Here is a 24,517-nt window from a genome sequence, read left to right as displayed (position 1 = left end):
CCTCAGGCGATCAGCCGCCGGTCCGACGCACCCTCTTCCCGGACGTCGAGGCCCGCGACGAACTCCTTGGGCCAGGACACGAACTGGGGTCCCAGGTCCGGCCGGTCGCAGGCGAGGCCGACGACGGTGCGCAGGTAGTCCGCCTTGTCGCCGGTGTCGTAGCGCAGTCCGTCGAAGACCAACGCCGTGCACCACGTCCTCCGTGACGAGTTCCTGGAGAGCGTAGGTGAGCTGGGTCCCCCGCCCCGGCCCGGCGACGTACGCAAGAAATCGACCCCCGTACGCGCGACGCCCCCCGGTGAGGGGGGCGTCGGCATCTGCTGTCCGCGTCAGGCAGTCCGGGTGTGTCCGAGGTCAGGTTCCCCAAGTGATGAGCCTGAGAGTGGAACTCCCCGTTCGGACAGCGGTGAGAATGTTCTGCCCCTGCGGTCCGACCAGGGCCGGGAGAGCGGCGGCGCCTGCGAGGTCGTCGCTGTCACCCCACCTGGTCACCGTGCCGGAACCGGTCACCTGCCAGAGAATGACCTTGAGGTTTCCCGTCTCGGTGATGACGGGGGTTGCCAGCCGTCCAGCGGGCGCCGCACCGAGATCGTGGCCGTTGGTGATCCCGGCCAGTTCGCCGCTGTCTCCGAGCCGCTGGATCACGCCGCTGGGCTGGACCCGCCAGGTGATCAGCTTCAGTGTGTCGGACGCGGTCTTGACCGCGGTCACCGCGACTCCGGACGGGTCCATGAAGACCTTGACCAGCCTGCTGTTTCCGGCCTGGGTTCCGCTGTCTCCCAGCCGTTGCACGGACTGGTCGGTGACGCGCCAGAGGATGAGCTTGAGATTGTCGGATCCGTCGCGCACGGCGGTGAGGACCAGTCGGGTGTCGACGACGGCCACGTCCACGTCGCGGACCTCGCCGGCCTGGCTGCCGCTGTCCGCGAGCCGGGCGAAGGAGCCGTCGGATTTCAGGCTCCAGACGATGACCGAGAGATTGCCGCTGCCGTTACGACAGGCTGTCGTCCAGAGCAGTGAACTCGCCGGGACGACCCGGATCAGACTGGCCGCGCCCGCCTGGTTCCCGCTCTCCCCACGCCGCTGTATCGAGGTGCCGTCATCGCTGACGGCCCAGCTGATCAGCTTGAGACTTCCCGCACCGGTCCGGCAGGCCGTCACGAACCGGTCCCCCGTGAGGGAGCGGGCGAGGTCGATCGACGTGGCCGCACCGGCCTGCTCGGCACTGTCCGCCGTGCGGCTCACGGATCCGTTGGCGTTGAGCCGCCATCCGATGAGCTTCAACGTGCCGGCCTGGGTGCGGACGGCGGTCAGGGCATGGTTGTCGTTGTGGCGCGCGGCGCTGATCTCACCGACGAAGCCCGCCTGTTCGGCACTGTCGCCCCGGCGCTCCAGCGCGGGGTAGAGGCGCCTGATCCCGTCGATGTCGTCCTGCGTCAGGCTGCGGCGGACTCCTCCGTAGCTGCGGAACATGACAGCACCTGTGACGGCCGAATGATCGAGGCCGAGCAAGTGGCCGATTTCGTGGAGCGCGACAGTCTCCGCGTCGAACGTCTGGACAGTGCCGGTGAGACTCCATGTCTCCGCGTCGTCATAGTGCAGCGAGCCGGCGTTCGCTCCGCCGCACGGCGGCGGGTAGAAAGCGTGCGCCAGAGTGTTGCCGACGCCGTCGAATGCGGAGCCGTCTCCGTGGTCGCCGGTGTGCCAGCCGATCACAAAGTCCGAGTTCGCGGTGTCGACCTGCCGGAAGCTCACGCCACGCAATACCGAGGCCCAGGTGGTGAAGGCGCGCTGCACAGCCCCGCGTTCATCGGTGCCGGTGATGTCGCCGGTGCCATTGGTGAACCTGTAGGTGAAGGCCAGCTTGGTGTAATTGCATCCACGCAGAACGAATTCCGCGCCCGTCCCCCGACGAGCAGCATTTACGGTGGGCAGATCCGGAACTCCGCATCGCGGCTGCTCAAGCGCGTCGACGGTGCTTGGATCCAGTTCGCCGGTTTCGCTGATTCCGCCGATGTGCTGGAACATCCGAAGCGCGTCACTCGTGGCTTCGTCCAGTTGCCCGGGCATCACCGTGGTTGTCAAGTACCCGTACTTCGTCAGGTACTTCTGTAACTTCCCGACTTCCTCGTGCTCATCGCCGCGGTGCAGTTCCTTTACTTCCAGTGTGAATCGCTGAGCCGTCATGACTCTTCCCTTCCGCTGTGTGAAGACTCCTCTCATTCATGGCGGAGGCATAGAGCCGGGAAAGCGTAGAAAGACCGGGCCCCACCGCGCACGCACATGCGGTGGGGTCGACTCCCCGGACCAGAACGTGACCGTCTGGAGATGACGGCCCGGGAGCGCACCCCAGAACGGTGGTGCCGTGAGGCCCGGCGTCAGTTCAGGATGTGGCGCGTGGACCTCGATCATCCCCGAGTCGTCACTCCCTGGCTGCACCAAAGTGCCTCGCTCCCGGCCTGGACAACACCTTCGTGGTGGCCGCCGCCCGCACCTTTCTCGACGGGGATCCCCTTACGCCGACCCGCGCTGCCTCTGCCTGCCCAGCAGCGTGCTCGCCGCCCGTGCCCGAGGCGGTGCTCGACGACCGGCTCCTGCGCGTGGCCGCCCCCTGCACCGCCGCCGCCCTGGTCCGCACCGGCTGGCTCCTTGCCGCCTCACTGGTCACCGTCCTGCCCCGGCTCTCCGTGCCGGGCCGGCGGCTGGTGGAGACCGCGGCCATGCTCATGTTCGCCACCCTCCTCGTTTCCCGTCCGGCGTTCCTCCACTACGCCCTGCTGCCGCTGCTGCCGCTGCTGCCGCTGCTCGCCTCGGCGGGCGTACCGGGGAGCGCTCCCCGCTCGCCCTGGTTCTGGATCGCCCTGCTCCCTCAAGTTCAGGCGTTCGCCTGGCCCCTGCTGGAGGCGCCCGAACGCCGGGCGTTCAAGGATGCGGCGATGCTCTGCCTGCTCGCGGTCGTGCTCGGCAAGCGGTGCCTGCACTCGACAGCCGCCGGGCAGCCGAACACCCCGGCCGTGCCGCCGGTGAGCTTCCGGGCCGGAACATGATCACCAGGGGCCGGCCACCCAGGCCGCCGAGGTCATCTGCCGAAGCAGACGTACCGGGGCTGCTGCCGGTGGTGGACTCTCGGCGCACGGTGCTCAAGGTGCTGAGTAGCAGTCATCGGGGCAGGCCGCCACGCGGCTGTCCTCGACACTGCTGCGGACGTGGCTTGTCGTCGGCGTTTCCTCCGGCCGGCGTGTGGCGTAGCGTGGCCGCGTGCCAGAGCCGCCGCTGTCGCCCGCCGCGCCCCGGATTCCTCCGCAGTCTGCCGAGGAATGGGCTGAATCCGTGCGGGAGACGTTGTCCGCCGACATCGGCTCACTCGGGCTTGGCGTGTCTTCGCTCGGCGAGGCGCATGTCTTCGCCACCCTTGCCCGTCATCCGGAATTGTTCGCCGCCTGGCTCCCGTTCAGCAGCCAACTACTGCTCGCGGGCGAACTGCCCTTCGTCGACCGGGAGTTGGTGATTCTCCGGGTGGCACGCAACTGCGAGTCGCCCTACGAGTGGGGCCAGCACGTGAGGATCGCCGCGAAGGCCGGGTTGTCATCGGACGACATGGATCGGGTGGCGGCGGGTCCCGACGCGCCGGGTTGGACGGAACGGCAGTCGCTGCTGCTGCGGGCGACGGACGAGTTGCGCTCCGGGGCACGGATCAGCGGGCCGACGTGGGAAGGGCTGGCCAGGCATCTGACGGAGCGCCAACTGATCGAGCTCCCGATGCTGGTGGGCCACTACCATCTGCTGGCTTTCACTCTGAACTCCTTGCAGGTGCGGCCGGAGCCGGGACTGCCCCCCATGCACTGACGGAAGGGCCGGCCACCCTGTGCGGCGCGAGCCGGGTCACGAGCGCTGCCCCGGCCCGTATCGCTTGCGCGCCCACTACTACCGGGAGAAGGCTTCTCCCGATGGCATGGGTGGCGGTGAACCTGAGAGGGGTCGGGCTACTCGCGTGTCTGCGCACGGGAGTTCCGGAGGGGCGCGAGGCCGTCGAAGACGATGGCGAGCATCCGGTCCCGTACCTCTTCCTCCAGATGGGCGCGTGCTGCGGCTCGTGACGTGGCAACGAGCAAGGCGTACACCTCGGGCAGTTCGACGTCGTCTCGGACGGCGCCGGCGTGTTGGGCATGCCGGAGCAGAGTGCCTACGGCTCCACGCAGTCCCTCCGATGCCTGAGTGGCGTCGCCGGCGTCGCCACCACCGGCCTCGAGCAGGGCGTCGGCTATGGCGATTTTGCCGGCCGCGTCGGCGACGAGGTGGCTGAAGAAGTCGAAGAACGCCGTACCCGGGTCCGTCGTGTGAAGCAGCGTTTCGGCCTGCTCGCGCAGGCGATCGAACCGCTTCACGAGAACGGCCTCCAGCAGCGCCGCCTTGGTGGGGAAGTGACGGAAGACGGTGGCGATGCCGACGTTGGCCAGGCGGGCCACCTCCTCGGTGGATGCAGACTCGCCGCCCTTGCCGAAGACCTCTTCGGCGACGTTCAGGATCCGCTCGCGGTTGCTTCGCGCGTCAGCGCGTTGCGGCCGTCTGCCGCTGGACTCTGGGGTGCCTGGGGTGCCTGGGTTGCTCATTGTTCTTTCGCTCGTATGTCGTCATCCGAAGTCACGACTCCGTATAATCGGAGTCCGCACTTCGGATAGTAGTCCGCCGACACCACTGCGTGTCGGCGCCGATGACAGGAGAGCGCCATGGCCCAAGTCCTCAGCCCGCGTGAGGTTTTCCTCGCCCTGGTGAACGGTGTCGCGGAGGGACGATGGAATGATCTGCCCGATCTGTATGCGGAACAGACCCATGTCGTGCACCCGTTCGACCCGCTTCGTGCAGCCGCGCTCCGTACCCGTGACGAACTGCGCGAACACTTCAGGCCGACCGACGCCGGCCCTCGGCTGCACCGGCAGGCAGCCGACATCACGATCCACGAGACGGCCGACCCCGAGGTCATCGTGGCGGAGTTCGAGTATCAGGGAACAGTCGCAGATACCGGAGAACCCTTCGCGCTGCCCGGCATCTTCGTGCTTCGGGTGCGCAACGGTGAGATCATCAGCTCCCGCGACTACTTCGACCACGTCACCGCCGCCCGAGTCCGCGGCCAACTCGACGCGCTGGTCGCAACCTTGAAAGCCGGCAGTGCCCCCTCGGTCCAGCCGGGTTCGGTTGGGTGATCAAGCGAGTTGCTGACCTCTCCGAGGTCGCCCAGCGAGCCGTCCGCTCACCAGAATGAGCGGGTGACGACCCCATTACCCTCTCCTCATCCTCTCAGTGCTGTTCTCTTCGACTCATGCGGCGTGTTGATGCAGCCGATCGGTGGTCGGTGGAATCCACGGGCGGACTTCGAGCAGACCCTCCACGCCGGACTGTGTGGAACGCCCGCCGGGCTTCCGTGTTGTCGTGGCTGGGTTGGTGTGCCGAGCGCGGGTACGACGGCCCGACGATGTCGGCCTGGGTGAAGCGGCTGCCCCGCCGGACTCGGAGACCCCGGCCCGTTCGAAGATGGCGGTCGACCGGCTGATCGCCCGCCGAGACGTCCACCTGCGGGAGAAGACACTGTGGCGGATGCTGTACGAGACGTGCGTGCGGGCGGAGGAGATCCTTGAGGTCAACCTCGAGGAGCTGGACCTGGCCCGGCGCCGAGCGCGGGTGAAGGCGAAGGGGGCCCGGCCGCGTACCCGGCGCCGGGGCGCTTCGCGCGAGGACTTCGTGCTGTAGCCCGTGTTCCGGGACGTCGGCACGGCCCGCCTGTTGCCCCGGCTGACCAAGGGGTGTATCCGCGGGCCGGTGTTCGTCACCCACCGCAGGCCTGGGCCGGGCAAGGTCCTCGCACCGCGCGACGTGTGCCCGGACACCGGGCCGGCGCGGCTGTCGTACGGGCAGGCCCGCGCTCTGTTGGACGCGCACACAGCCGTCGGCGGGGTACCGGGCACAGGCTGGGACCTGCACAGATAACGGCACTCCGGGCTCACTCACCTCGGCGAGTCGGGGGCGAGCCTGCCGATGCTTATGGCGACGTCGCGGCACAAGAAGCCGGAGAACGTCCGGCGCTACTTCCACCCCTCGGCGGAGGCGATCGCCGAGGTCACCGGTTTGCTTGCGCCCGGCGACAGCCGACGCTGACCGCAGACCGGAGCGGGACCTCACGGATCCGTCCTCCCGCCCAGGGAATGAGCCGCCCGCACTCCAACGCGCGAGCGAAAAGAGAGCCTTGGGGCAGACGCCTTCACCACCAGCCCCGTAGCTCCGCGAGCGCTTCGGCAGGCACTGGCCACTCCGGTACCGGGCGAACTCGGCGCTGTGCTGCACCACCTCAGAGAAGCGATCGACGCGATCCCACCGTGACCGGCCGGAAGATCATACTGAGGTCTACCGGCCGCCACCTGAGCCCAGCACAATCGCCCGTATGACGATCACCACGGGTGCGCCTCCGCCCACGCACAACACGCCCGTCGCGCTCGCCCGGGGTTTCCTGACCGGTGGCGTGGTCGGGACGTCGCTCGCCGCGCTCGTTGTGGGCGGGATCATCGAGAACGCACCGCTGATCGTCGCGGGGTTGGTGCTGCCTGCGGCCTACGGACTGCTGTTGTTCCTCGCCGGTATGCCGAGGCGGGGCCGGGAGGCGGCGGTCGTGCCCCGCACGGCGCTTGCGATGATCGAGAGTCGGGAGGCCGTCGGCGGCGAGACCAGCGACGTACCGGTGCGGTTCGAGCTCACCGTCGTACCGGACGACGGGCCGGCGTACCGGGTAGAAATCACGCAGGACATCAACCTCGTGGACCTGCCCGACTACCGGCCGCGCGGTGTCGTGGTGGTCCAGTACCCGCCGGACCGGCCATGGCGGGTGCGCATCGTCAAGCGGCCGACGCCGGAGTGGGAGGACCGGGCGGCCTCGGCCCGCCTCGATTCGGTGCCTGGGACGGCCAGAGTGGCCGCGCCCCCTGAGGGCTGTGCCTTCGGCTTCGTCGTGCTCCTCGGCCTGCTGCTCGGCGCGGCCGCCGTGGTCCTGCTTTTCCGCGCGGACCTCTTTGACCAGGACGACACCGCGAAGCCGCCTTCGGCCGCGCGGCCGTCCGTTTCCTCCACGTCGTCGACCACGGTTGTGGTTGTGTCGTCGGCGTCCGGAACGGTCGCCCTGGGCCCGGGCCAGTCGTTTCTCGACAAGGGCGAGCTGGACCGGACCCTCGGCTCGCTTACCAAGGGTAGGGACACACGCCAGGCGCTCACCGTCGTCGTGCAGGAGCGCCTGCTGTCGGTCGTGTTCTCGCCCGCCGGCACGCAGACTCCGGGGTTCGACCCCCGTGCGCTGCCCTACGACCGTTTCCCCGCCCTGGTCGAGGAGGCCACGACCACCCTCGGCGTCCGCTCCCCGCGGACCTGGCAGATCACCGCCGACCGTCTCACCGGCTCCCTCATCATCAGGGTCGCTGTGACCGGGGCCGAGCGCACGGCGTCACTGGAGGCGGACGGACAGGGCAAGGTGGTGCGGCGCGCGCCCGCACGGTGAGGTGCCCTGGGACCGCACTGTTCCGGACGGCAAGGGGTGGCTCGGTGGCCGTCCCTGAAGTGGCAGGAGGAAAGACGGATGGGCTGGCACGGATATCTGGTGCTGTGGTGCGGCGTGTTCGGCGCGGTGGCGCTGGTCGGATACGGGAGGTCGCTGGCCGGGGTGACCCGGGCGCAGCGGACGGTCCGGACGAAGGGGCGGATCGAGCGGGTGGATGAGCCCCGGCACGGAAGCTCCCCGAAGGACGGGATAGCCGTGGTCGCCTCCTTCCAGGACCCGGCCACCGGGCAGGAGTTCACCGTCACCAACGACGGTGAGCGCGGCGAGAGGATCAGCGTGGCCTGGACGGGCCGAGAGATCGGGGTCCACTACCCGCGCGGCAGGCCCCACGCCTTCCGGTTCGCCAACCACCTCTCCGAAGGCGGGCGCGGACTCGGCTGGCCGACCTTCGCGCTCTTCCTCGTCTACGCCGGTCTGGTCGCCGTCGCCGCGATCGACCGGGGCTGGCCGTGGGCGCTGCTCGGCTTCTGCGGACCCTGGGCCCTCTCCGGCGCGTACCACCTGCCCGGGAACGTCCGCGACAGGAACCGCCGTATCGACGCGCTGGCCGCCATGGCCGCCGTACCCGGCCGTGTCGTCGCCGTGCTCAAGAGCGTCACCGTCGACTCCGATGACGGCTACACCTCCACCCACCTGGTACCGGTCGTCGCCTTCACCACCCTCGACGGCAGGGCCGTCACGGCCTACTGCGAGTCCGGACTGCCGGACCCCGCCGGATCGCGGGGCCTGGACGTCACGATCCACTACACCCCCGACGACCCAGCGGTCTTCGTCCTGGACGTCGAGGCCGAACGCCGGTCCTGGAAGCGGGACATGGCCGTCAACGTCGTGGGTGTTCTGGTCGTGGCGGCGGCGGCCGTGGTGGGGGTGGTCGCGCTGTGACGCGGGAGCCGGGCTATCTTCTCGGCATGGATCCGCTGACGTTCGACTACGAGGACCTGCATCTGCGGGTGGACCGGGGGGGTGTTCGAACTGTTCTACCTGGCCAGTCCCGCTAACACCTTCCGGGTGCCGCTGCGGTGGCTGGGGGCGCTGGTGCACTGCAAGAAGCCCAACCAGCCCGGCCAGTTGTTCATCGGTTCCGTACGTGATCCGAACGCCGCGCTCTACGGCACCGCCCCGGCCGCCTTCTGCTACAGCACCTCGCCCGCGTTCCGGGTGCCGCACGGTGACGAGCTCTTGTTCCGCGCGTACCTCACCGAGGTGGCCGGGCTCGCCGACCGGAGGGTGGTCTGACGTGGATCCGGCGAAGCCGAAGGTCTTCCAGCACGGGCGTGTGCACATCCAGGCCGACCGCGGGATCCTTGAGGTCTTCCGCCGCAGTAACGTCATCGGGCCGTACCGGTACCCGCTGGCCTGGGTGACGGTGTGTGCCGAGGCACGCCGAGGCGGTCTGACCCGGCTGTACTTCGGCATCGCCGAAGACCTGGGCGAACCGATCTACGGGAGCGTGCCGGGCGCCGGACCCGTGTTCTTCCGGCACGAGATCCCGACCGCCGACGAGCCCCTCTACCGCGCCTTCTTCACCGAACTCGCCCAGCTGGCCGACCGCCCGATCGCCGTGTAGGACCGAGGCCGGGCAGTCGACGGCCATGGCCCGACTCCGGCTGCCCCGAGCACCGGCTCCCTCGTCCCGGCCCGCACGGCAACGCCGTCCGGGTGGCACGGGGAACACGACGGCTCAGCTCGACGTATACAGAGCCCCGGTGGGCAGACGACCTGTTCAGGGCCGGCGGCCCAGCGAACTGACCGGAGCGCTGGGAGGAGAGCTTCGGCCGGGACGAGTTGGACGACCGGCACGAGGAGACCAGCCCGTACGAGCTGCGCGTGCGATAGCCCCCGACCGGGGCCCGGTACTTCCGAGGCCGCGGTGGACGCCCGTCGGCGCCGGCCGCAGCCCTGGCCTACTCGTCGTCGGCGGCGTCCGGTGCGCGCAACGGGCGCAGTCCGCCGGGCAGCTCGGGGAGCTGGAACGAGTACCGGCCGTGCATGGTGATGTGGTGCCGCACGAACGGCGAGAGGCGGGCGACGTCCTCGTCACGGACGTCGAAGCTGTCCGTCCTCAGCTGGTTCACCGCGGCGTCCATGTACCGGGTGTTGAAGAGCACGACGGCGTTGAGGACCAGGCCCAGGGCGCCGAGCTGGTCCTCCGCGAGGTCCGCCACGGTCCCACCATGACGCTGGCCACGGTCAACGGTGACGTCGACGTACGCCGGGACTGAACCCGGCGCCGCCGCCATCGCCTCCAAGGAGGAGAGGGTCTTCCTGATGGGCGTCTGGTCCTTGCCGCCGCCACCGGTGACTTCCCGCAGTCGCGGCGTGATCAGCGCTCCTGGACGCCGGTGCTGTCGTGGATGAACAGGGTCCGGGTGTCCGAGGAGCTGTAGCGCTCCTTGAACTCGAACTCGTCCGCGGTGCCGGCCACCGGGGCGTCCGGCGGTTCGAAGTGCAGGACATAGGTCTTGGCCGTGTCGGACTGGCTCTCCAGCTGAAGCCACCCCAGGTAGCCCGCCGCGGGAAACGTCCCGGTCGCCTTCACCGTGACCGCACTGGGCGAGCGGGTGACCGTGAACTGGGCCGTACCGAGCTCGAGGCGCTTGAGACCGCCTTCCCGCCAGCGCGTGAAGAGATCGATCCATTCCTGTGGCCACGGCCCGCCGAGCGCGGTCGGCGGCATGGTTCCGTCCTCCACGCGATCAAAGATGTGTTCGGCGTGCTCGACCACCTGGGCGTAGTCCCAGAGGTCCAGCCCATGGGGGATCATGTGATCGCGGTCCGTCGCGCTGAACATGGGCCGGATGTGCAGCTCGAACACCGGTGTGCGCATCAGATGTACACCTCCATGCGCACATCCTTGAGCTCGACCTCGTCGAGGGGCGGTACGGGATGCGGGGGCAGTCCGGTCTCGCTGGGTGCGGGGATGAACTGCAGGCTGAACACCAGGTCGGCACCGGCCGCCCCGTGCGAGTCCACCGCGCGCGTCACGTCGAAGCGTGCCGTACGGGAGACGGGGTGGTGGGCGACGGGCGGACCGTCGTGGTCGTTCTCGTGGTCGTGGTCGTGGTCGGCATGCATGTGCGGGTGGGCGCGCCACAGGGTCACGTAGCCCGCACCGAACCGACGTGTGAACTCGCTGTCGTCGGGCTGGAAGGGGGCATCGGAGGGATGCACGAAGCCGCGCAGCATGTAGCTCCCGGTGTTCGGCACCTTGAGCTCGTCGAGTCGCACGAGCAGCCGCTCTCCCCGGGTCTCAGGCACGGTGAACCCGAGCCGTACGAGCTCGTTGTCCTGCAGCTCCGTCACGAGGTCGGCGTCGCCGAGCGGTGTGATCGGCTGGGTCGCCAGCAGATTGAGCGGGGCGGGGGGTGGCACCGGCACGGCGAACGCTGCTTTGAGCTGCTCCGTGTACTCGTACTCGTAGTCGAGGTCCGCGATTTCGGTGAAGTCGGAGACCTTGTTCTTCGGCTGCGTGGTGAAGCCTCGCAGTGCGTGATCCGGCGAGGTCAGGGGCGGGGTTCCGTTACGGTGCTGCCATTCGGCCCACATCAGGTCGATGAAGCAGTGGAAGCTGAAGTAGATCGCGTCCTCGGCCGCCGTCGAGGGGTTCCCCATTTTCCCGCCGATGTAGAAGCTGTGCATCGTGTCGTGCGGACCGCTTTCGAGCCGTCCGGCGTCTCCGAAGGGATCGCCGTCGGGATAGCCGGCGAACTCCTTCTGGTTCGTCTCCGTCGTCACGATCTCGAGAGTGTTCGGTGGCAGCGGCGTGGGCGTGGAGTTGCGCGGTGATTTCAGCCCGGGCTTCTTGAATGCGAGGGGGAATTTCTCGGGTGTCTGCTCGCTGATCCAGTCCCAGTACGGAATGGTGACGTTCTGCGTGCGCGGTGGGTCGGCCGCTCGGAGCAGCTCTTCGAAGTAGTGCAGATGTGCCCGATGCCAGGGCAGGAAGAGGTCGCTGCCGTGTTCGCAGGCGATGGGCGGGGGTCCCGCGGAACCGTTGTGCAGAGCAGCCTGGAACGCGTACCCGGTCGGATCCTCCTCGTCCACCTCCGAACGCTGCCGCAGAATGTCGAGCGCGTGGATGTAGTCGTCCAATTCCGCGTCGGTGAGCGAGTTGATGTCTTTGCGGACCTTGGGCATTGTGCCTCCCATGGGGCGGAGCCGTGGCGGGCAGGTCGCCCGCCGGCGCCAGCCTTCAGCATCAGACGAAAGGAAGGGTGCCGCAAACCGGCGGGGCGCCCATCACCTCCCGGTAATCGACCCTCCCGAGGGGCCTGGGCAAAGTGGGGCCCTCGGGTTCCGGGGCCGCGCACTCGAAGGGGCTGATCCGCCATGTCCGCGACCCTCATCTCCGGCATGGCCCGGACGTCCGAGGGGAGCCAGGCCCGCGTCCGCTCAGACGACCCACCACCGCAAGCGTCAACTCACTTGAGATCGAACTGCGTTATCGGGTTCATTTCCTGCCACGCGGTGGCCTGTCAGGACACCCGTCGGCCGCTTCGCTGAGCCGGTGGTCATCGTGCGGATGCTTCCCCGTGGAGGGGCGAGTGCGGCGGTGCGGGCTGGTGGCGGTGGGAAACAAGCAGTGGGAGGCCGAGTTCGCGGTCGTGGCGTCAGAGGGCAGGAGCCGTCACGGCGTATGAGCCGTGCCGCACTTGGGTGTCAGGAGCGGCGGCCCACGCTGCGGTGAAAGGGCGTCAAGGAGCCATACTTGACCGTGCGGGGGATCGTCCCGTGGTGGCTTGATGCGGGAGAGGCGGCGTCCGGTGAACAGCGTCGGTCAGGGACTGGAAAAGGTCGAAGTAAAGCTCCGGTGGGACCCGAGTCCCTGGGATCAACCGCCTCACCATCTCGACATCATCGCGGCGACCTACTCCGTGGAAGACCCTTACGGGCGGCCGGCGTACGTGGTCCACTTCGACAGCCGCTCGCCGGACGGCACCATCAACATGAGCCGGCACAGCCAGACCGGCCAGGGTTTCGGCTTCGTCGAGGCGATGATGCTGGAGCTCGACCGGCTGGCCGACTCCTACGCACGAGTGGTCGTGGGCGTGGCGGTCCATCAGAACAGTGGCCCCAAGACCTTCGGAGACCTGTCGAACACCGGAGTGCTGGTCCTCGAGGGATACAAGGAGCTGCTGAACGACGATTTCACGCAGGTCGCCGGATCCACAGCCGCGACGGTCGCGGAATTCACCAGGGACGTCTCCGGGGAGTGGAAGTTCCACGAGAGGATCCGAGGATTCGACAGCGATCCCGAGGTCTTCACCGCGGAGATGGGCAACGTCCGGCAGCCCTGACCGGCTTGTCACAGGCGGAGGACGATCAGGGCCGTGTCGTCGGTGTTGCCGCTTGGGGGCAGGAGGTCGGCCAGGAGGGCGTCGGCCAGGGCCTCGGGGTCGGATCGCCGGTGGCGGGTGAGGGAGTCGGCGAGGCGGCTCAGGCTCGTGTCGATGTCCTCGGTACGGCGTTCGATCAGGCCGTCGGTGTACAGGACCAGGGTGGCGCCTACGTCGAAGGGCGTGCGGGCCTGGGGGCGGGGCAGGTGTTCGGGCCGGGCGCTGAGCGGCGGGTCGGTGGCCTGGTCGAGGAAGGTCACGGTGCCGTCGGGGTGGAGCAGGGCTGGGGGAAGGTGGCCGGCGCAGCTGTAGGTGATGGAGCGGTCGTCCCAGTCGATGAAGGTCGTCGTTGCGGTGGTCGACTCGGCGCCCTCGACGGAGCGGGCGTACAGGCCGAGGGCCTCCAGGGCCTGGGCCGGGCCGTCGGCGACGCGGCAGGCCGCGCTCAGTGCGCTGCGCAACTGCCCCATGACGCAGGCGGCCGCCAAGCCGTGGCCGACGACGTCGCCGACGGCGACCGCGAGGCTCCTGCCGGGCAGTTCGACCAGGTCGTACCAGTCGCCGCACACGTTCAGGGCGCCGATGGCGGGCTGGTAGCGCACGGCCGCCTGGTGGTGCCCGAGGGGTCTGGGGGCGGGCAGCATCGCCGCCTGCAGGGCCAGGGCGACCTCGCGTTCGTGGGCGTGCGCCGTGCGCAGGCGTTCGTTGACCTCCTGCAGCTCGCGGGCGCGGGTGTAGAGCTCGGCTTCCAGTACGCGGGCCCGGCTGTCGCCGCCCGGGCCGCCGCGGGCGCGGATGAGTTCGGTGACCTCCTCGACCCGGTGCACGACCAGCACCACCCGCCCGTCGGGGCCGAGGACGGGTGCGTTGACCGGGCTCCAGTAGTGCTCCCTCCACAGGCCGGGCCGCTGTGGATCCTCGATGTCGTAGCGGAGCAGCGCCATGGTGTCGCGTTCGCCGGTTGCCACTACGCGAAGCATCGACTCTCGGGTTTCCCGCATGCCGGCCGCGGCCGGATCGTTGGGGTTTTCGGGGAAGACATCGAAGATGTAGCGGCCCAGCAGCTGCTCGCGGGTGCGGCCGGCCAGTCGCAGGAAGTCGTCGTTGGCGTCGACGTACACCAGGTCAGGGGCGAGCAGCGCCACCATGCCGGGCAGCGCACGGAAGACCGCCGCGTAGTCGATCTGCCGTTCCTTCATGGACTGCCTGCCTCGGCGCCGAGCGTCACTGTGCCGTTTCACGATATGAGGGAACACGGCACGGGGCCCGGGCACTGCTCCCTCTGGGGTCAGGCAGCCGCACATCGCCGACGTGAGGGGCGGGTCTTCGGCAAGGCCCGATGACGGCGCCGGTGGATCCGACACTGCTGCCGGAACACATGCGCCGACCCGGCACGTGGTACGCCGCCCTGACCCGGGCGGGACCGACGTCGACCTGTCGGCCTTGATCGCCGAGGGCAGAGGGCAGAGGGCAGAGGGCAGAGGGCGAGTGGCCGGTGGCCGGTGGCGCGTGGCCCGGTGAGGTGGCCCGCGACGCCCGCCGGAATGGCGTCTCGGAAAGAACCGGTCCGACAAACACATGGCCCCGAACGGGGGAGTAACGCTCATCCGATGGGGCCATAACAGGACGAGGACGTACCCACCCGCGTGCGCGGGCGCGTTGCTGAAACATGGATTGCAAGGTCACCACCGGGCGTCTCCTTTGGGAGAGCGAGAGCCGAGAGGCTCCGAACGGCCAGTCCCCCCAGGTGTCGGAGGGGGATCCACCCATTTACGCCGCACTCGTCGAGGAATGGGGGGCTCGCGGCCGGACGGTCCCCGGTGTGCGGGATGCGCAGTGGACCATCCTCACCTCCGTCGGCCCCGGGCTGGGCTGGCAGTATCGGTACGCCGCCACGCCGCCGCGCACGGGCCGGTGGGGGCACGCGGAGCTGGCTCTGGAGCAGCGCGCCGACCTCGTGCCCGTGTACTGAGGAGGCCGCATGGCGCTGCCACCGTGCCTGTGCCGCCGTGCGACCGGCCGCGGATCCGCTGGGATCAGCCAGGCCGGCCATCGCTCCGGATTCCGGCTGCCTGCGCCGGTGCCCCGCACATCGGGCACTGCCGTCTGGTGTCGTTCGCTGCGGCGAGCCTCCCGAGCGCCAGCTGCAGGGCCAGTTCGACGGCGGCCGGCACAAACAGTGCGCCAGTGCCGTCCGGCGGGACCAGCCAGCGAAGGCGCCCGGCGGAGCGGTGCGGCGAGGGCACCGCGATCCACGATCCTTGGCCCCCGTAGCGGATCCCCGAGCCGGTCCAGGCGCCCTCGGGATCCGGCGGCAGGAAGAAGGCCACCCGGCGGGCCGCGGAGTCCGCGAGCGCCGGACCGGGCGCCTGGGGAACGCACAGCAGGGTGTCGAGGACCAGTATGCCCAGCTCCTCCGGCACGCTCAGCACATCCCAGAACCGCCCGCAGGCCAGCACCGCGATGCCACTCTCGCCCTGCCACTGCCGTTTGCAGGCCCGAGGGTCGGTGGCGGCGGCCGACAGCCATTCCACGGCCTGTCGCGTGACTGATCGCAAGCTGTACCTCCCGAATCCGTTTGCCCGCGCAAGCGGGACCCGCCTCCCCGCCGCGGGGCGGTCGAGCTGGGCTTGTTCATGCTGATAGATATCTCTATTGCGCGGAAGGGGTGGCGAACCGTGGCGATTACCTCCGGAACGTTCGCTCTTGGAGCAAACGTTCTAAGCACCTTCGGGAATCCTTCGCGATCATGACGTTGATGGGGGAGTGGGTCTGTCGTTGGTCGACATGGCGAGACGTGTTGCGAAGGACATGGAATGCGCTGCCGCACCGGGCCTCTCGCGGGGACCCGTTGGCACCCCTCGTGAAGACGGCACAACACCTCGACTACGGCGCCGGACGGTGTTGTTGCCCGGAATCGGAACAGGGCCGGGTGAGCAGCGGGCTGCAGCGGTGACGTGCAGGTCGGTGGTGATAACGGCGACGGCGGCCCGGGCGTGGCCGGTCACGGCGCATGACACGCCGCCGGACGGACCATAGGGCCCCTCTGCAGACCGCCGGGCTTATCGTCCGCAATATGACGAAATGCCATATTGCGTACTTGGTATGCACCGCAGCGGTCCTTGGGGCGGGGCTCGGGGCCGCTCCGCCGGTCGCCGGCCACACGATCCACGTGGTCCGCCCGGGGGAATCGATCCAGAAGGCAGTGGACGCCGCCGAGTCGGGTGACACCGTTCTCGTCGCCCCCGGCACCTTCCACGAGAGCGTCAAGGTGACGACGCCCGGGCTGACCCTGCGCGGCATGGGCCGCAGAACGGTGATCGAGCCGGCCGAGAAGAAGGCCGTGGGCACGAAGAAGGCCGCCAACAGCTGCGCCGAGGGCGGCAACGGCATCTGCGTCGTGGGGACGAAGGACCGCAAGGTCGAGGGCGTCACCGTCGCCTCCCTGACCGTGACCGGCTTCACCGCCAACGGCGTGTTCGCCACGGCGACGGACGGGCTGACCGTGCGGAACGTACGGGCGGTGAAGAACGGGGTGTGGGGCATCGCCCAGGAGGAGTCGGTCCGCGGTGTGTTCCGGAGGAACACCGCCCGGGACAACGGTGACGCGGGTCTGTTCCTCGCCAACTCGGTCAAGGCCGAGGAAGGCGCCACGGACACCCGGGGAACGGTGGTCGCAGGCAACCGGCTGGAGGGCAACCGGATCGGTGTCACCGTCCGGCGCCTTCGGAACCTCAGCGTCGAGCACAACCGCCTCACCGGCAACTGTGCGGCGATCTTCGTCGTCGGTGACGAGAACAAGCCGAAGGCCGGCGACCTGGCCGTGCGCGACAACCGCATCGCGCGGAACAACAAGTTGTGCCCGAAGACCGCCCGGCTGCCGTTCCTGCAGGGCTCCGGCATCGTCCTGACCGGTGCCGAGGAGACGTTGGTGACGGGGAACGTGATCACGGACAACGTCGGCACCTCCCCGTTGTCGGGCGGCATCGTCCTGTTCAAGAGCTTCGTCGGCGGCACCAGCGAGCGGAACCGGATCAGCGACAACGTGCTGCAGGGCAACGCCCCGGCCGACCTCGTGAACGCGGACACCGGCAAGGGCAACACCTTCGAAGGCAACACCTGCAAGGCGTCCAAGCCTGCGGGTCTGTGCTGACCGACCGGCAGTAGTTCATCCGTGGACCCAAGAAGGAAGAGAGGCGGCACATGACGACCGCACAGACCGCCCCACCGCCGCCCATGCGGCTGAGGGAGCTCGTGTTCGGGGCGGCGTGTGCCGCCGCCCTCCGCGCGGCCGCCCGGCTGGGGGTCGCCGACGCTCTCGGCGACAGCCCCATGACCGTGGAGGATCTCGCGGCTGCGGTGAAGACCGAACCCCGGCCGCTGCGACGGCTGTTGCGGGCCCTGTCCTGCTACGGCGTCTTCACCGAGCAGCAGGGCGGGACGTTCGCGCACACCGACATGTCCCGGCTGCTGCGCGAGGACGACCCGCACAGCCTGCGCAACATCACGCTGTGGTGCACCGAGCCGTGGACCTGGGACGCGTGGCCGAGGCTTGACGAGGCGGTACGCACCGGCCGCAACGTCGTCGAGAACCTGTACGGCAAGGAGTTCTTCACGTACCTCAACGAGGACGCCCCCGAGTCGGCCGAGGTCTTCAACCGTGCCATGACGACCTCCAGCGAGCAGTCGGCGCGGGACGTCGCGGCCCTCCTCGACCTGTCGGGCAGTACGTCGGTCGCGGACATCGGCGGTGGCCAGGGGCACGTGGTGGCAAGCCTGCTGGACAAGTACCCCTCGATGCACGGCACCCTGCTCGACCTGCCCCGGGTGGTCGAGAACGCGGTGCCACGGCTGCGCGAGGGCGGCGACCTCGCGGAACGCGCACGCATCGTGCCCGGCGACGTCCGGGTGGCCGTGCCCGTCAAGGCCGATGTCTACGTCATCAAGAACATCCTGGAGTGGGACGACGAGAGCACCGCCAGGACGCTGGGCAACGTCATCGAGGCGGGCGGGCCCGGGGTACGGGTCGTGGTCATCGAGAACCTCGTCGACGACACGCCCTCCATGCGGTTCAGCACGGCCATGGACCTGCTGCTGCTCCTCAACGTCGGCGGCGCGAAGCACACCACCGAGAGCATGGTCGGCCGGCTGACCGATGCGGGCCTGGTCATCGACGACATCCGCCCGGTCAACCCCTACCTGCACGCGTTCGACTGCCACGTCCCCGGGTGACCGACCGCGTCCCCGCACACCACCGGCCGCCGGGCCCGCAGCGTCGCGGGCCCGGCGGCCGGTCGTGGTGAGCCGGGTCAGCCGGCCGGGTCACGCTGCCAGAGGTAGAAGCGCTGTGCCATGGCGTCCTTCGGGGAACGCCAGGTCTCGGGGTCGTACGCGCTGACGTACGCCGACAGGCGCTCACTGACGTTCCGGAACTCGGGATGCCCGGTGACCTCGGCGATGGCCGGACCGGGCTCGCGCTCGGACTCGATCAGGTGCATGTACACATCGCCGAACTGGAAGAGGCTGCGCCGGACGACGCCGACGAGGTGCGGCAGCTCTCCCCGGTCCGACTCCTCGAACACCTTGGCGATGTCGGGAGCCGAACCCGGAGCCATCCGAGCGACGATCAGAGCCTGGTGCATCGGATTCGCCCTCTTCCGTTCAGTCGGCCAGGACGGACTCGGGCTCGTGCCCGGCGGCCGCCTTCTCGATCTTGTCCCGGATCAGGGCCATCTGGACCTTGGAGTTCCGGTTGATGTTGTCCGTCATCCAGGCGTCGTCGACCGGCGCGTCCGGCTTCATCGCGAAGTCCTGCGTCCAGATCATCCGCGTGCCGGTGGGGACCTCCTCGTAGTGCCAGTGGATGTCCATGTGGTCGAAGGGCCCCGTCTCGACCCGGCGAGCCCTGACGCTGAGCGTCTCGCGGTCCGGCTCCCGCTCCGAGACCCAGCTCCACACGGTGCCGTTCTCGTCCGGGTGCATGGTCAGCCGGAAGGTGGTCTTGTTCCCCTCCCGGGAGAGGACCTCGACGGACGCGTACTCGCTGAACAGCCGCGGCCAGTTCTCCAGGTCGTTGGTCATGTCCCAGACCAGGTCCAGGGGCGCGGCGATGATGATCTCGTTCTGCGTGTTTCCGGCCATGTCACGCTCCCGCCGTCATCAGGGCACCGTTTGCCTGGTCGAGGAACTGCCGCGGCGTCTTGCAGCGTTCTGCGTCCGGGGGCATCGGCATGCCGTACCGGTTCTCCAGCTCGCCCACGATCCCGAGCAGGCCGAGCGAGTCGACGCCGAGGGCGTCGAAGCCGGCGTCGTACTGCTTCTGGAGCTCCTCCGGGGTGACGGTGACCCCGGCGGACTTCTTCATGAGTTCGGCCAGCTCTTCCACGGTGATGCGGTCACTCATGCGGTTCCTCTCCTTTGCTGTGCGGCGCCTCGCTACGAGGCGTCGGCGGCGCCGTGCCGCAGCACCAGCGCCGAGTTCGACCCCATGAGGCCCCGGCTCAGGACCAGCGCCGTGCGCAGCTCGGCGGCGCGCGCTCGGACGGTCACGAGGTCGAGGTCATGGCAGATGTCGAAGACGTTGGGGGTCGGGGGGATGAGGCCGTGCTCCATCGCGAGCACCGCCGCCGCGGCGTCCAGCACGGGCGCCGCGCAGTAGCCCCGGCCGATACCGGTCTTCGGCGCCGTGACCGGCACGTGCCGGCCGTGCTCGCCCAGCGCGTCGGCGATCGCCAGCGCCTCGGCACGGTCCGCCTCCGGTACGCCGAGGGCGTCGGCGAAGACCACGTCGATCTCCTCGGGGGCACAACCGGCCTCGTCCAGGGCACTGCGGATGGCCTGAGCGAGCCCCTCCCGGGACTCCTCCCAGCGGGAGGCGCCGGTGAATGTCGCCCCGTGTCCGGCAAAGGTGGCCCGCACCCGCGCGCCGCGCTCCCGCGCCGAGGTCTCCTCCTCCACGACGAGCATGGCGCCGCCCTCGGCGGGCACGAATCCGCAGGCCGCTTCGGTGAACGGGCGGTAGGCGTGCGCCGGGTCATCGGCGGTGCTCAGCTCCTCGTAACCCAGCTGGCACACCATCGAGTAGGGGGCGAGCGGTGCCTCGGTCGCGCCGGCCACGATCACGTCGGTGCCACGCCGCGCGGCCCGCGCCGCGTGCGCGAGGGCGTCCAGGCCGCCGGCCTCGTCGGCGGCGACGACCGAGCATGGACCCTTGAAGCCGCGGCGGATGGAGATCTGGCCGGTGCTGGCGGCGTAGAACCAGGCGATCGACTGGTACGGGCCGACGAAGCGACTGCCCTTTCCCCACAACTGCTGCAGCTCCCGCTGTCCGAACTCGCCGCCGCCGGAACCGGCCGCGGTGACCACGCCCACGGAGAACGGCGCCTCGCGGATGTCGGCCTGGCCGAGGCGGGCGTCGTCCAGCGCGAGGTCGGCCGCGGCCATCGCGAAGTGCGTGAACCGGTCGGTCTGGACGAGGAAGCGCTCCTCGACCGCCGTCGACGGCTCGAAGCCCCGTACCTCGCCGGCCACCCGCAGCGGCAGGTGCTCACAGCCCTCGCGGGTGACCCGGTCGAGGACGCTGATGCCCTCCTGGGTGGACTTCCAGAAGGACTCGGTGCTGGTTCCGTTGGGCGCGACCACACCGATTCCGGTGACGGCAGCGCGCCGTGGATGCGGTTCGCTCATCGTGTCCTCTCCCTCGGCCGGGTCAGGACCACCGCGGACTGGAAGCCGCCGAACCCGCTGCCCACGGAGAGCACGCTGTTCAGCCGGCGTTCGCGAGCGACGCGCGGGACGTAGTCCAGGTCGCACTCGGGGTCCGGAGTCTCGTAGTTCGCGGTGGGCGGTACCACCTGGTGGGCCAGGGCCAGCACACAGGCGACGACCTCTATCGCACCGATCGCGCCCAGGGAGTGGCCCACCATGGACTTGATGGAGCTCATGGGTGTGTCGTAGGCGTGCTGTCCCAGGGTCCGCTTCACCGCGGCGGTCTCGTGGCGGTCGTTCTGCTTGGTGCCCGACCCGTGCGCGTTGACGTAGTCGATCGCCGTGGCCTCGAGCCGGGCGTGGTCGAGGGCGTCCTCGATGGCCCGGGCCATCTCCAGGCCCTCGCTGGTCAGTCCCGTCATGTGGTAGGCGTTGCCGAAGGTCGCGTAGCCGCCGAGCTCGCAGTACACGTGCGCGCCGCGGGCCAGGGCGTGTTCGAGTTCCTCCAGGACGAGCACGGCACCGCCCTCGCCCATGACGAACCCGTTGCGGTCGGCGTCGAAGGGACGTGAGGCGTGGGCGGGGTCGTCGTTGTTCGGGGAGGTGGCCTTGATCGCGTCGAAGCAGGCCATGGTGATCGGGGAGATCGGCGAGTCCGAGGCGCCGGCGATCACCACATCGGCCCTGCCCTCCTCGATCGTGTGGAAGGCGTACCCGACCGCGTCGAGCCCCGAGGTGCAGCCCGTGGAGACGGTCTGCACCGGTCCGCGGGCCTCGAACCGTTCCGCCACCGTCGAGGCGAGCGTGCTGGGCGAGAATGCCCGGTGCAGGTGCGGCTCCGCCTCCCGGTGGTCGACGTCCCAGCGCTGTCCGCCATGGCTGACCAGGACGTAGTCGTGCTCCAGCCGAGTGGTGCCGCCGACCGCGGTGCCCAGGGAGACTCCCACCCGCCACGGATTTTCCCGGGCGAGGTCGAGGCCCGAATCAGATATCGCCTCGTCGCCGGCGACCATCGCGAACTGGATGTACCGGTCGCACCGTGCGGTCTGTTCGTCGTCCAGCCCGTGGGCCGCCGGGTCGAAGTCGCACTCGGCGGCGATCCGCGAACGCAGGCCGGACGGGTCGAAGAAGGTGATGCCCCGCGTCGCCGTGCGCCCGGCTGCCAGCAGATCCCAGAAGGCCGGTACACCGATGCCGCCCGGGGCGACTATGCCTATGCCGGTGACCGCCACGCGCCTGGTCATGAACCCACCCGGGGGCGTGCGCCCGTGCGGCCCACCCCGGCGGCGGTCGCCTCCGTCGGGACCGGGACTGCGTCGGTCTCCTCGGTGTCGACGTGGCCGAGTGGCGGGCTCGGGGCCAGCGGACCGAGATGGAAGACCATGCGGGCCTCCACGTTGCCGACGTTGCGGAAGCGGTGCCGCATGTGGGCGGGGATCATGAGCCCCTGCTCGGGCTGCAGCGGGTGGGGTTCGCCGTCCAGATCCACCTCCAGCTGCCCGCAGATGACGTAGATGAACTCCTCGGAGTACGGGTGGTAGTGCTCTGCGATGCGGTCGCCGGGCTGCACGATGGCCACGCCCATGAAACCGCTGGTGGAGCCGACTGTGGCGGGGGTGAGCAGGGCACGCAGATCGCCACCGCGCCGGGTGTTGGGCTCGACCTCGCTGAGATCCACGACTCTGGTACGGGGTTTGGTCACGACGTTGCTCCGATCGTGTGCTGTGTCGACATGGGGGGCCGTGGCCGCCGCGATCCGCGTGCCGGGCGAATCAGGCGTCGGGCGAGCGGCGGTCGGTGACGGGTTCCATGCGGGCGAGCTTGAGGAAGTGCCTGAGGTCGCCCTCGTCCGGTGCGGAAGTGTTCGCACCGGCGGCGCCCTCCAGGAACGTCGTCAGCTCGGCGACCTGCCCGGGGTCCGGGAGGCCGAGGAACAGTACGGGGTCGCCCGCGTCGAGGCCGCCACGCACGTCGATCAGCCGCACCACGACGTCGTCGCGCTGGAAGATCGTGCTGCGCAGGACGGGGCTGCGGGGATCGTCGGCGGCCGCTTCGTCCTGCTGAGCAAGCACCTGGGCCAGCTGCATGCCGCAGCCGGGCCGGGCCGGGTAGTGCAACGCGTGCCGTTCGGCCGCCGGGTCCTCCTCCTCGGCCGTCACATGGTGTACGGCGGGCAGGGCAGCCCGGGTGAAGAAGACCCGGGCGGACTCCGGGTTGTCGAGGTCCCGGTCCTGCTCCAGATACGGGTTGATGGCCTCCTCCACGGCCCGCACCTCGGGCTGCCGGGCGACGTGGCGCAGCGCAGCGAGCAGGTCGCCCCGCACCTCGATGGCCCGTACCACCCGGTTGCCGTGCATGAACAGGGAGGTGCGGCACAGCCGGGTGTTGTCGTCGACCTTCGGGTCGGGCGAGGCGTAGTCGGCGAGGATCCCGGCGACGGTCGCCTCACTGCCCGGCTTGACGGTGAAGGTGAGCGCGTGGCGGATCACGCCGTCACCGATCCTGGGTGACACCTGGAGCCGGCGCTTGCCGGACGTGGTGTCCGTCGCGGGGCCACCGGTCTCGCGGACGACGTTGAAGCGCAGCGACCTGGTGTCCCGAACGCAGCTGTGCAGCGGCTCCACCATCCGCACGTGCTCCTCGCTGTTCACCCATGCGAGGAAGGGCGGAGCGCTCTCCCACTCACTGGTGATGAGCCACTGGGAGGGATTCTCGATCGACTGGCACAGCTGGTCGCTGACGTGCCCGGGAACGGACGCGACCTGGTTGCAGAGTTGCTCGTAGGCCTCCAGGAACTGCTGCTGTGCTCCGTCGTAGACGTCCACCAGCAGGACGACCCGGAGCCTGGAGCCGTCGAACACTGACTGGGAGACACGCGGCGACACCTGTCGGGTCAGCGGCTGTGATGAAGGTGCAGACGTGGCGGTCATCCTGGGCACATCTCCTTCGCGGGGGAGGGGACCGGCGACCTTTGGTCGCGGTGCTCCGATGTGAGCGTGAGTCGATCCTGTTCCGGTCCCCACCGGCGCGCGATTCGTATGGACTACGTGGGTGACCGACCCTGAGGCGGGACGAGTTCACGTGAGGTGCGCGAAGACCACCAGGTTGTCCGTGTAGTCCTTCACCGTGCGGTCGTAGTCACCCGCGCAGGTGATGAGCCGCACCTGGGCCTGCGGGGTGTCGTCGTACACACGTCGGCTGGGGAAGTCGTCCTTGTCGAACGTCTCCACGCTGTCGACCACGAAGGTCGCCTTGCGCCGGTCGGCTCGCACGACATCGAAGGTGTCGCCCTTCTTCAGTTCACCGAGGCCGGCGAACACGGCGGCAGAGGTGGCGGTGTCGACGTGCCCGGCGATGATCGCGGTGCCTGCCTCCCCGGGGGAGACGCCCTTCGCATGCCAGCCGACGAGGTTCACGTCATCGGCGGGCGGGGCTTCGAGCTGTCCGGTGGGGCCGATGGCGAGGTCCGTGAAGGGAGCGTCCACGGAGATTTTCGGGATGAGGAGGCGCACGGGCTTCGATCGCGGCAGGTGTCTTCCCGCCGGGCGTCCGGCGGGCGATGCCGGCGCTGCGCTGAGCGGCGCTTGAGGGGCTTGCTGGGCCTGCGGGGGGCCGGACGTGCCGGACGACGGGTCCCGGTCGCCGATCAGGCCGGCCGCCACGATCAGGAGAACCACGGCGCACAGCATCATCACGCCGCCGCGAGAGCCCTGGCCGGTCGGCCTCGGCTCGGCGGCGGCGGGGGAGGGAGGAGGGAGTGCCATCGGAAACCACCTCAGTGGGGCACGGGAGCAGGGCGGACGGGGCGGGCCGAAACCGGCCGGGGCGGCCGCCACACGATGCACCGGTGGCGGCCGCGGTTGCTATCACGTCCGGCATG

Annotated in this window: 25 protein-coding genes and 3 pseudogenes; 12 read left to right on the top strand and 16 right to left on the bottom strand. The window is 69.5% G+C overall.

What is annotated here, in order from left to right; all coding sequences use genetic code 11:
• Positions 1–2 precede the first annotated feature (2 nt).
• Together ADK57_RS42435 and ADK57_RS42430 are read right to left on the bottom strand one after the other, a co-directional pair.
• Positions 3–263 (bottom strand): annotated as a pseudogene (locus tag ADK57_RS42435) (UTP--glucose-1-phosphate uridylyltransferase); the annotation flags it as partial.
• A gap of 91 nt (positions 264–354) precedes the next feature.
• Complete coding sequence (locus ADK57_RS42430) at positions 355–2,187, bottom strand: matrixin family metalloprotease (RefSeq protein ID WP_053755093.1); 1,833 nt, start codon at positions 2,185–2,187, stop codon at positions 355–357.
• A gap of 377 nt (positions 2,188–2,564) precedes the next feature.
• On the opposite strand from ADK57_RS42430, the gene ADK57_RS42425 reads away from it, so the two are divergent.
• On the top strand, positions 2,565–3,047 hold the full coding sequence (locus ADK57_RS42425) for a hypothetical protein (protein ID WP_053755092.1): 483 nt from the start codon (positions 2,565–2,567) through the stop codon (positions 3,045–3,047).
• 211 nt (positions 3,048–3,258) lie between these two features.
• Complete coding sequence (locus tag ADK57_RS42420) at positions 3,259–3,846, top strand: carboxymuconolactone decarboxylase family protein (RefSeq protein ID WP_078973647.1); 588 nt, start codon at positions 3,259–3,261, stop codon at positions 3,844–3,846.
• Positions 3,847–3,983: 137 nt separating this feature from the next.
• Here ADK57_RS42420 and ADK57_RS42415 read toward each other — a convergent pair whose 3' ends face one another.
• Positions 3,984–4,610, bottom strand: coding sequence for a TetR/AcrR family transcriptional regulator (locus ADK57_RS42415; protein ID WP_053755090.1), 627 nt, complete (start codon positions 4,608–4,610; stop codon positions 3,984–3,986).
• Between the two features lie 117 nt (positions 4,611–4,727).
• Between ADK57_RS42415 and ADK57_RS42410 the strand changes: the two genes are divergently transcribed.
• The 6 genes and pseudogenes from ADK57_RS42410 to ADK57_RS42385 all read left to right on the top strand — a co-directional run bounded on the left by ADK57_RS42410 (position 4,728) and on the right by ADK57_RS42385 (position 9,161).
• Entirely contained in the window at positions 4,728–5,201 is a 474-nt protein-coding gene (locus ADK57_RS42410; protein ID WP_053755089.1) for a nuclear transport factor 2 family protein, read from the top strand.
• Positions 5,202–5,398: 197 nt separating this feature from the next.
• Positions 5,399–6,150, top strand: a pseudogene (locus tag ADK57_RS51815) (site-specific integrase); the annotation flags it as partial.
• Positions 6,151–6,433: 283 nt separating this feature from the next.
• On the top strand, positions 6,434–7,534 hold the full coding sequence (locus ADK57_RS42400) for a hypothetical protein (protein WP_053755088.1): 1,101 nt from the start codon (positions 6,434–6,436) through the stop codon (positions 7,532–7,534).
• A gap of 78 nt (positions 7,535–7,612) precedes the next feature.
• Positions 7,613–8,476: a DUF3592 domain-containing protein gene (locus tag ADK57_RS42395; protein ID WP_053755087.1), complete on the top strand. Its 864-nt coding sequence runs from the start codon at positions 7,613–7,615 to the stop codon at positions 8,474–8,476.
• A gap of 81 nt (positions 8,477–8,557) precedes the next feature.
• Positions 8,558–8,830 carry a hypothetical protein gene (locus ADK57_RS42390; RefSeq protein WP_053755086.1) on the top strand — a complete coding sequence of 91 codons (273 nt, stop codon included), beginning with the start codon at positions 8,558–8,560 and terminating at the stop codon, positions 8,828–8,830.
• A gap of 1 nt (position 8,831) precedes the next feature.
• Positions 8,832–9,161, top strand: coding sequence for a hypothetical protein (locus tag ADK57_RS42385; protein ID WP_053755085.1), 330 nt, complete (start codon positions 8,832–8,834; stop codon positions 9,159–9,161).
• Between the two features lie 337 nt (positions 9,162–9,498).
• Here the strand turns inward: ADK57_RS42385 and ADK57_RS42380 are convergent.
• From ADK57_RS42380 to ADK57_RS42370, 3 genes and pseudogenes are all read right to left on the bottom strand, one after another.
• Positions 9,499–9,753 (bottom strand): annotated as a pseudogene (locus ADK57_RS42380) (Tn3 family transposase); the annotation flags it as partial.
• Between the two features lie 164 nt (positions 9,754–9,917).
• The gene (locus ADK57_RS42375; protein ID WP_053755084.1) at positions 9,918–10,421 is read right to left on the bottom strand and encodes a hypothetical protein; all 504 of its coding nucleotides are present in this window, start codon (positions 10,419–10,421) and stop codon (positions 9,918–9,920) included.
• The gene (locus ADK57_RS42370; protein ID WP_053755083.1) at positions 10,421–11,731 is read right to left on the bottom strand and encodes a tyrosinase family protein; all 1,311 of its coding nucleotides are present in this window, start codon (positions 11,729–11,731) and stop codon (positions 10,421–10,423) included. The genes ADK57_RS42375 and ADK57_RS42370 overlap by 1 nt, the downstream gene beginning before the upstream one ends.
• 605 nt (positions 11,732–12,336) lie before the next feature.
• Here ADK57_RS42370 and ADK57_RS42365 point away from each other — a divergent pair.
• Entirely contained in the window at positions 12,337–12,891 is a 555-nt protein-coding gene (locus tag ADK57_RS42365) for a TerD family protein (RefSeq protein WP_420711969.1), read from the top strand.
• Between the two features lie 8 nt (positions 12,892–12,899).
• Here ADK57_RS42365 and ADK57_RS42360 read toward each other — a convergent pair whose 3' ends face one another.
• On the bottom strand, positions 12,900–14,129 hold the full coding sequence (locus tag ADK57_RS42360; protein WP_053755081.1) for a PP2C family protein-serine/threonine phosphatase: 1,230 nt from the start codon (positions 14,127–14,129) through the stop codon (positions 12,900–12,902).
• A 623-nt stretch (positions 14,130–14,752) separates the two neighbouring features.
• Here ADK57_RS42360 and ADK57_RS50285 point away from each other — a divergent pair.
• Positions 14,753–14,902, top strand: coding sequence for a hypothetical protein (locus tag ADK57_RS50285; protein WP_159050236.1), 150 nt, complete (start codon positions 14,753–14,755; stop codon positions 14,900–14,902).
• 64 nt (positions 14,903–14,966) lie between these two features.
• On the opposite strand, the gene ADK57_RS42350 is transcribed toward ADK57_RS50285, so the two are convergent.
• On the bottom strand, positions 14,967–15,488 hold the full coding sequence (locus ADK57_RS42350; RefSeq protein ID WP_053755079.1) for a bifunctional DNA primase/polymerase: 522 nt from the start codon (positions 15,486–15,488) through the stop codon (positions 14,967–14,969).
• Positions 15,489–16,006: 518 nt separating this feature from the next.
• Here ADK57_RS42350 and ADK57_RS42345 point away from each other — a divergent pair.
• A complete protein-coding gene (locus ADK57_RS42345) occupies positions 16,007–17,083 on the top strand; it encodes a right-handed parallel beta-helix repeat-containing protein (RefSeq protein ID WP_053755078.1) in 1,077 nt (358 codons plus the stop codon).
• Positions 17,084–17,133: 50 nt separating this feature from the next.
• Positions 17,134–18,162 (top strand): methyltransferase, encoded by a 1,029-nt coding sequence (locus ADK57_RS42340; RefSeq protein ID WP_053755077.1) that lies wholly within the window; start codon positions 17,134–17,136, stop codon positions 18,160–18,162.
• 77 nt (positions 18,163–18,239) lie between these two features.
• Here the strand turns inward: ADK57_RS42340 and ADK57_RS42335 are convergent, their stop codons facing one another.
• From ADK57_RS42335 to ADK57_RS42300, 8 genes are all read right to left on the bottom strand, one after another.
• On the bottom strand, positions 18,240–18,572 hold the full coding sequence (locus ADK57_RS42335) for a TcmI family type II polyketide cyclase (protein WP_053755076.1): 333 nt from the start codon (positions 18,570–18,572) through the stop codon (positions 18,240–18,242).
• A 19-nt stretch (positions 18,573–18,591) separates the two neighbouring features.
• Positions 18,592–19,071: an SRPBCC family protein gene (locus ADK57_RS42330; protein WP_053755075.1), complete on the bottom strand. Its 480-nt coding sequence runs from the start codon at positions 19,069–19,071 to the stop codon at positions 18,592–18,594.
• Between the two features lies 1 nt (position 19,072).
• A complete protein-coding gene (locus tag ADK57_RS42325; RefSeq protein WP_053755074.1) occupies positions 19,073–19,333 on the bottom strand; it encodes an acyl carrier protein in 261 nt (86 codons plus the stop codon).
• 32 nt (positions 19,334–19,365) lie between these two features.
• Entirely contained in the window at positions 19,366–20,616 is a 1,251-nt protein-coding gene (locus tag ADK57_RS42320; RefSeq protein ID WP_053755073.1) for a beta-ketoacyl synthase N-terminal-like domain-containing protein, read from the bottom strand.
• Entirely contained in the window at positions 20,613–21,881 is a 1,269-nt protein-coding gene (locus ADK57_RS42315) for a beta-ketoacyl-[acyl-carrier-protein] synthase family protein (RefSeq protein WP_053755072.1), read from the bottom strand. The genes ADK57_RS42320 and ADK57_RS42315 overlap by 4 nt, the downstream gene beginning before the upstream one ends.
• Entirely contained in the window at positions 21,878–22,339 is a 462-nt protein-coding gene (locus tag ADK57_RS42310; RefSeq protein WP_234390581.1) for a cupin domain-containing protein, read from the bottom strand. The genes ADK57_RS42315 and ADK57_RS42310 overlap by 4 nt, the downstream gene beginning before the upstream one ends.
• A gap of 70 nt (positions 22,340–22,409) precedes the next feature.
• Positions 22,410–23,567: a SchA/CurD-like domain-containing protein gene (locus ADK57_RS42305; protein ID WP_053755070.1), complete on the bottom strand. Its 1,158-nt coding sequence runs from the start codon at positions 23,565–23,567 to the stop codon at positions 22,410–22,412.
• A gap of 147 nt (positions 23,568–23,714) precedes the next feature.
• Positions 23,715–24,401 carry a class F sortase gene (locus ADK57_RS42300; protein ID WP_053755069.1) on the bottom strand — a complete coding sequence of 229 codons (687 nt, stop codon included), beginning with the start codon at positions 24,399–24,401 and terminating at the stop codon, positions 23,715–23,717.
• Between the last annotated feature and the right edge of the window lie 116 nt (positions 24,402–24,517).

It is taken from the genome of Streptomyces sp. MMG1533 (genome assembly GCF_001279775.1).
GTDB lineage: Bacteria > Actinomycetota > Actinomycetes > Streptomycetales > Streptomycetaceae > Streptomyces.
The sequence above is the reverse complement of the archived record's forward strand: the minus strand, read 5'-3'. Positions and strand labels throughout refer to the sequence as shown.

Bases quoted from the DNA above. Each gene is read 5' to 3' on its own strand.
- ADK57_RS42400 (WP_053755088.1), top strand. From the start codon at position 6,434: ATGACGATCACCACGGGTGCGCCTCCGCCCACGCACAACACGCCCGTC.
- ADK57_RS42320 (WP_053755073.1), bottom strand. From the start codon at position 20,616: ATGAGCGAACCGCATCCACGGCGCGCTGCCGTCACCGGAATCGGTGTG.
- ADK57_RS42340 (WP_053755077.1), top strand. From the start codon at position 17,134: ATGACGACCGCACAGACCGCCCCACCGCCGCCCATGCGGCTGAGGGAG.
- ADK57_RS42370 (WP_053755083.1), bottom strand. From the start codon at position 11,731: ATGCCCAAGGTCCGCAAAGACATCAACTCGCTCACCGACGCGGAATTG.
- ADK57_RS42345 (WP_053755078.1), top strand. From the start codon at position 16,007: ATGACGAAATGCCATATTGCGTACTTGGTATGCACCGCAGCGGTCCTT.
- ADK57_RS42315 (WP_053755072.1), bottom strand. From the start codon at position 21,881: ATGACCAGGCGCGTGGCGGTCACCGGCATAGGCATAGTCGCCCCGGGC.
- ADK57_RS42375 (WP_053755084.1), bottom strand. From the start codon at position 10,421: ATGCGCACACCGGTGTTCGAGCTGCACATCCGGCCCATGTTCAGCGCG.
- ADK57_RS42410 (WP_053755089.1), top strand. From the start codon at position 4,728: ATGGCCCAAGTCCTCAGCCCGCGTGAGGTTTTCCTCGCCCTGGTGAAC.
- ADK57_RS42395 (WP_053755087.1), top strand. From the start codon at position 7,613: ATGGGCTGGCACGGATATCTGGTGCTGTGGTGCGGCGTGTTCGGCGCG.
- ADK57_RS42335 (WP_053755076.1), bottom strand. From the start codon at position 18,572: ATGCACCAGGCTCTGATCGTCGCTCGGATGGCTCCGGGTTCGGCTCCC.
- ADK57_RS42360 (WP_053755081.1), bottom strand. From the start codon at position 14,129: ATGAAGGAACGGCAGATCGACTACGCGGCGGTCTTCCGTGCGCTGCCC.
- ADK57_RS42305 (WP_053755070.1), bottom strand. From the start codon at position 23,567: ATGACCGCCACGTCTGCACCTTCATCACAGCCGCTGACCCGACAGGTG.
- ADK57_RS42415 (WP_053755090.1), bottom strand. From the start codon at position 4,610: ATGAGCAACCCAGGCACCCCAGGCACCCCAGAGTCCAGCGGCAGACGG.
- ADK57_RS42325 (WP_053755074.1), bottom strand. From the start codon at position 19,333: ATGAGTGACCGCATCACCGTGGAAGAGCTGGCCGAACTCATGAAGAAG.
- ADK57_RS42365 (WP_420711969.1), top strand. From the start codon at position 12,337: ATGCGGGAGAGGCGGCGTCCGGTGAACAGCGTCGGTCAGGGACTGGAA.
- ADK57_RS42300 (WP_053755069.1), bottom strand. From the start codon at position 24,401: ATGGCACTCCCTCCTCCCTCCCCCGCCGCCGCCGAGCCGAGGCCGACC.
- ADK57_RS42430 (WP_053755093.1), bottom strand. From the start codon at position 2,187: ATGACGGCTCAGCGATTCACACTGGAAGTAAAGGAACTGCACCGCGGC.
- ADK57_RS42330 (WP_053755075.1), bottom strand. From the start codon at position 19,071: ATGGCCGGAAACACGCAGAACGAGATCATCATCGCCGCGCCCCTGGAC.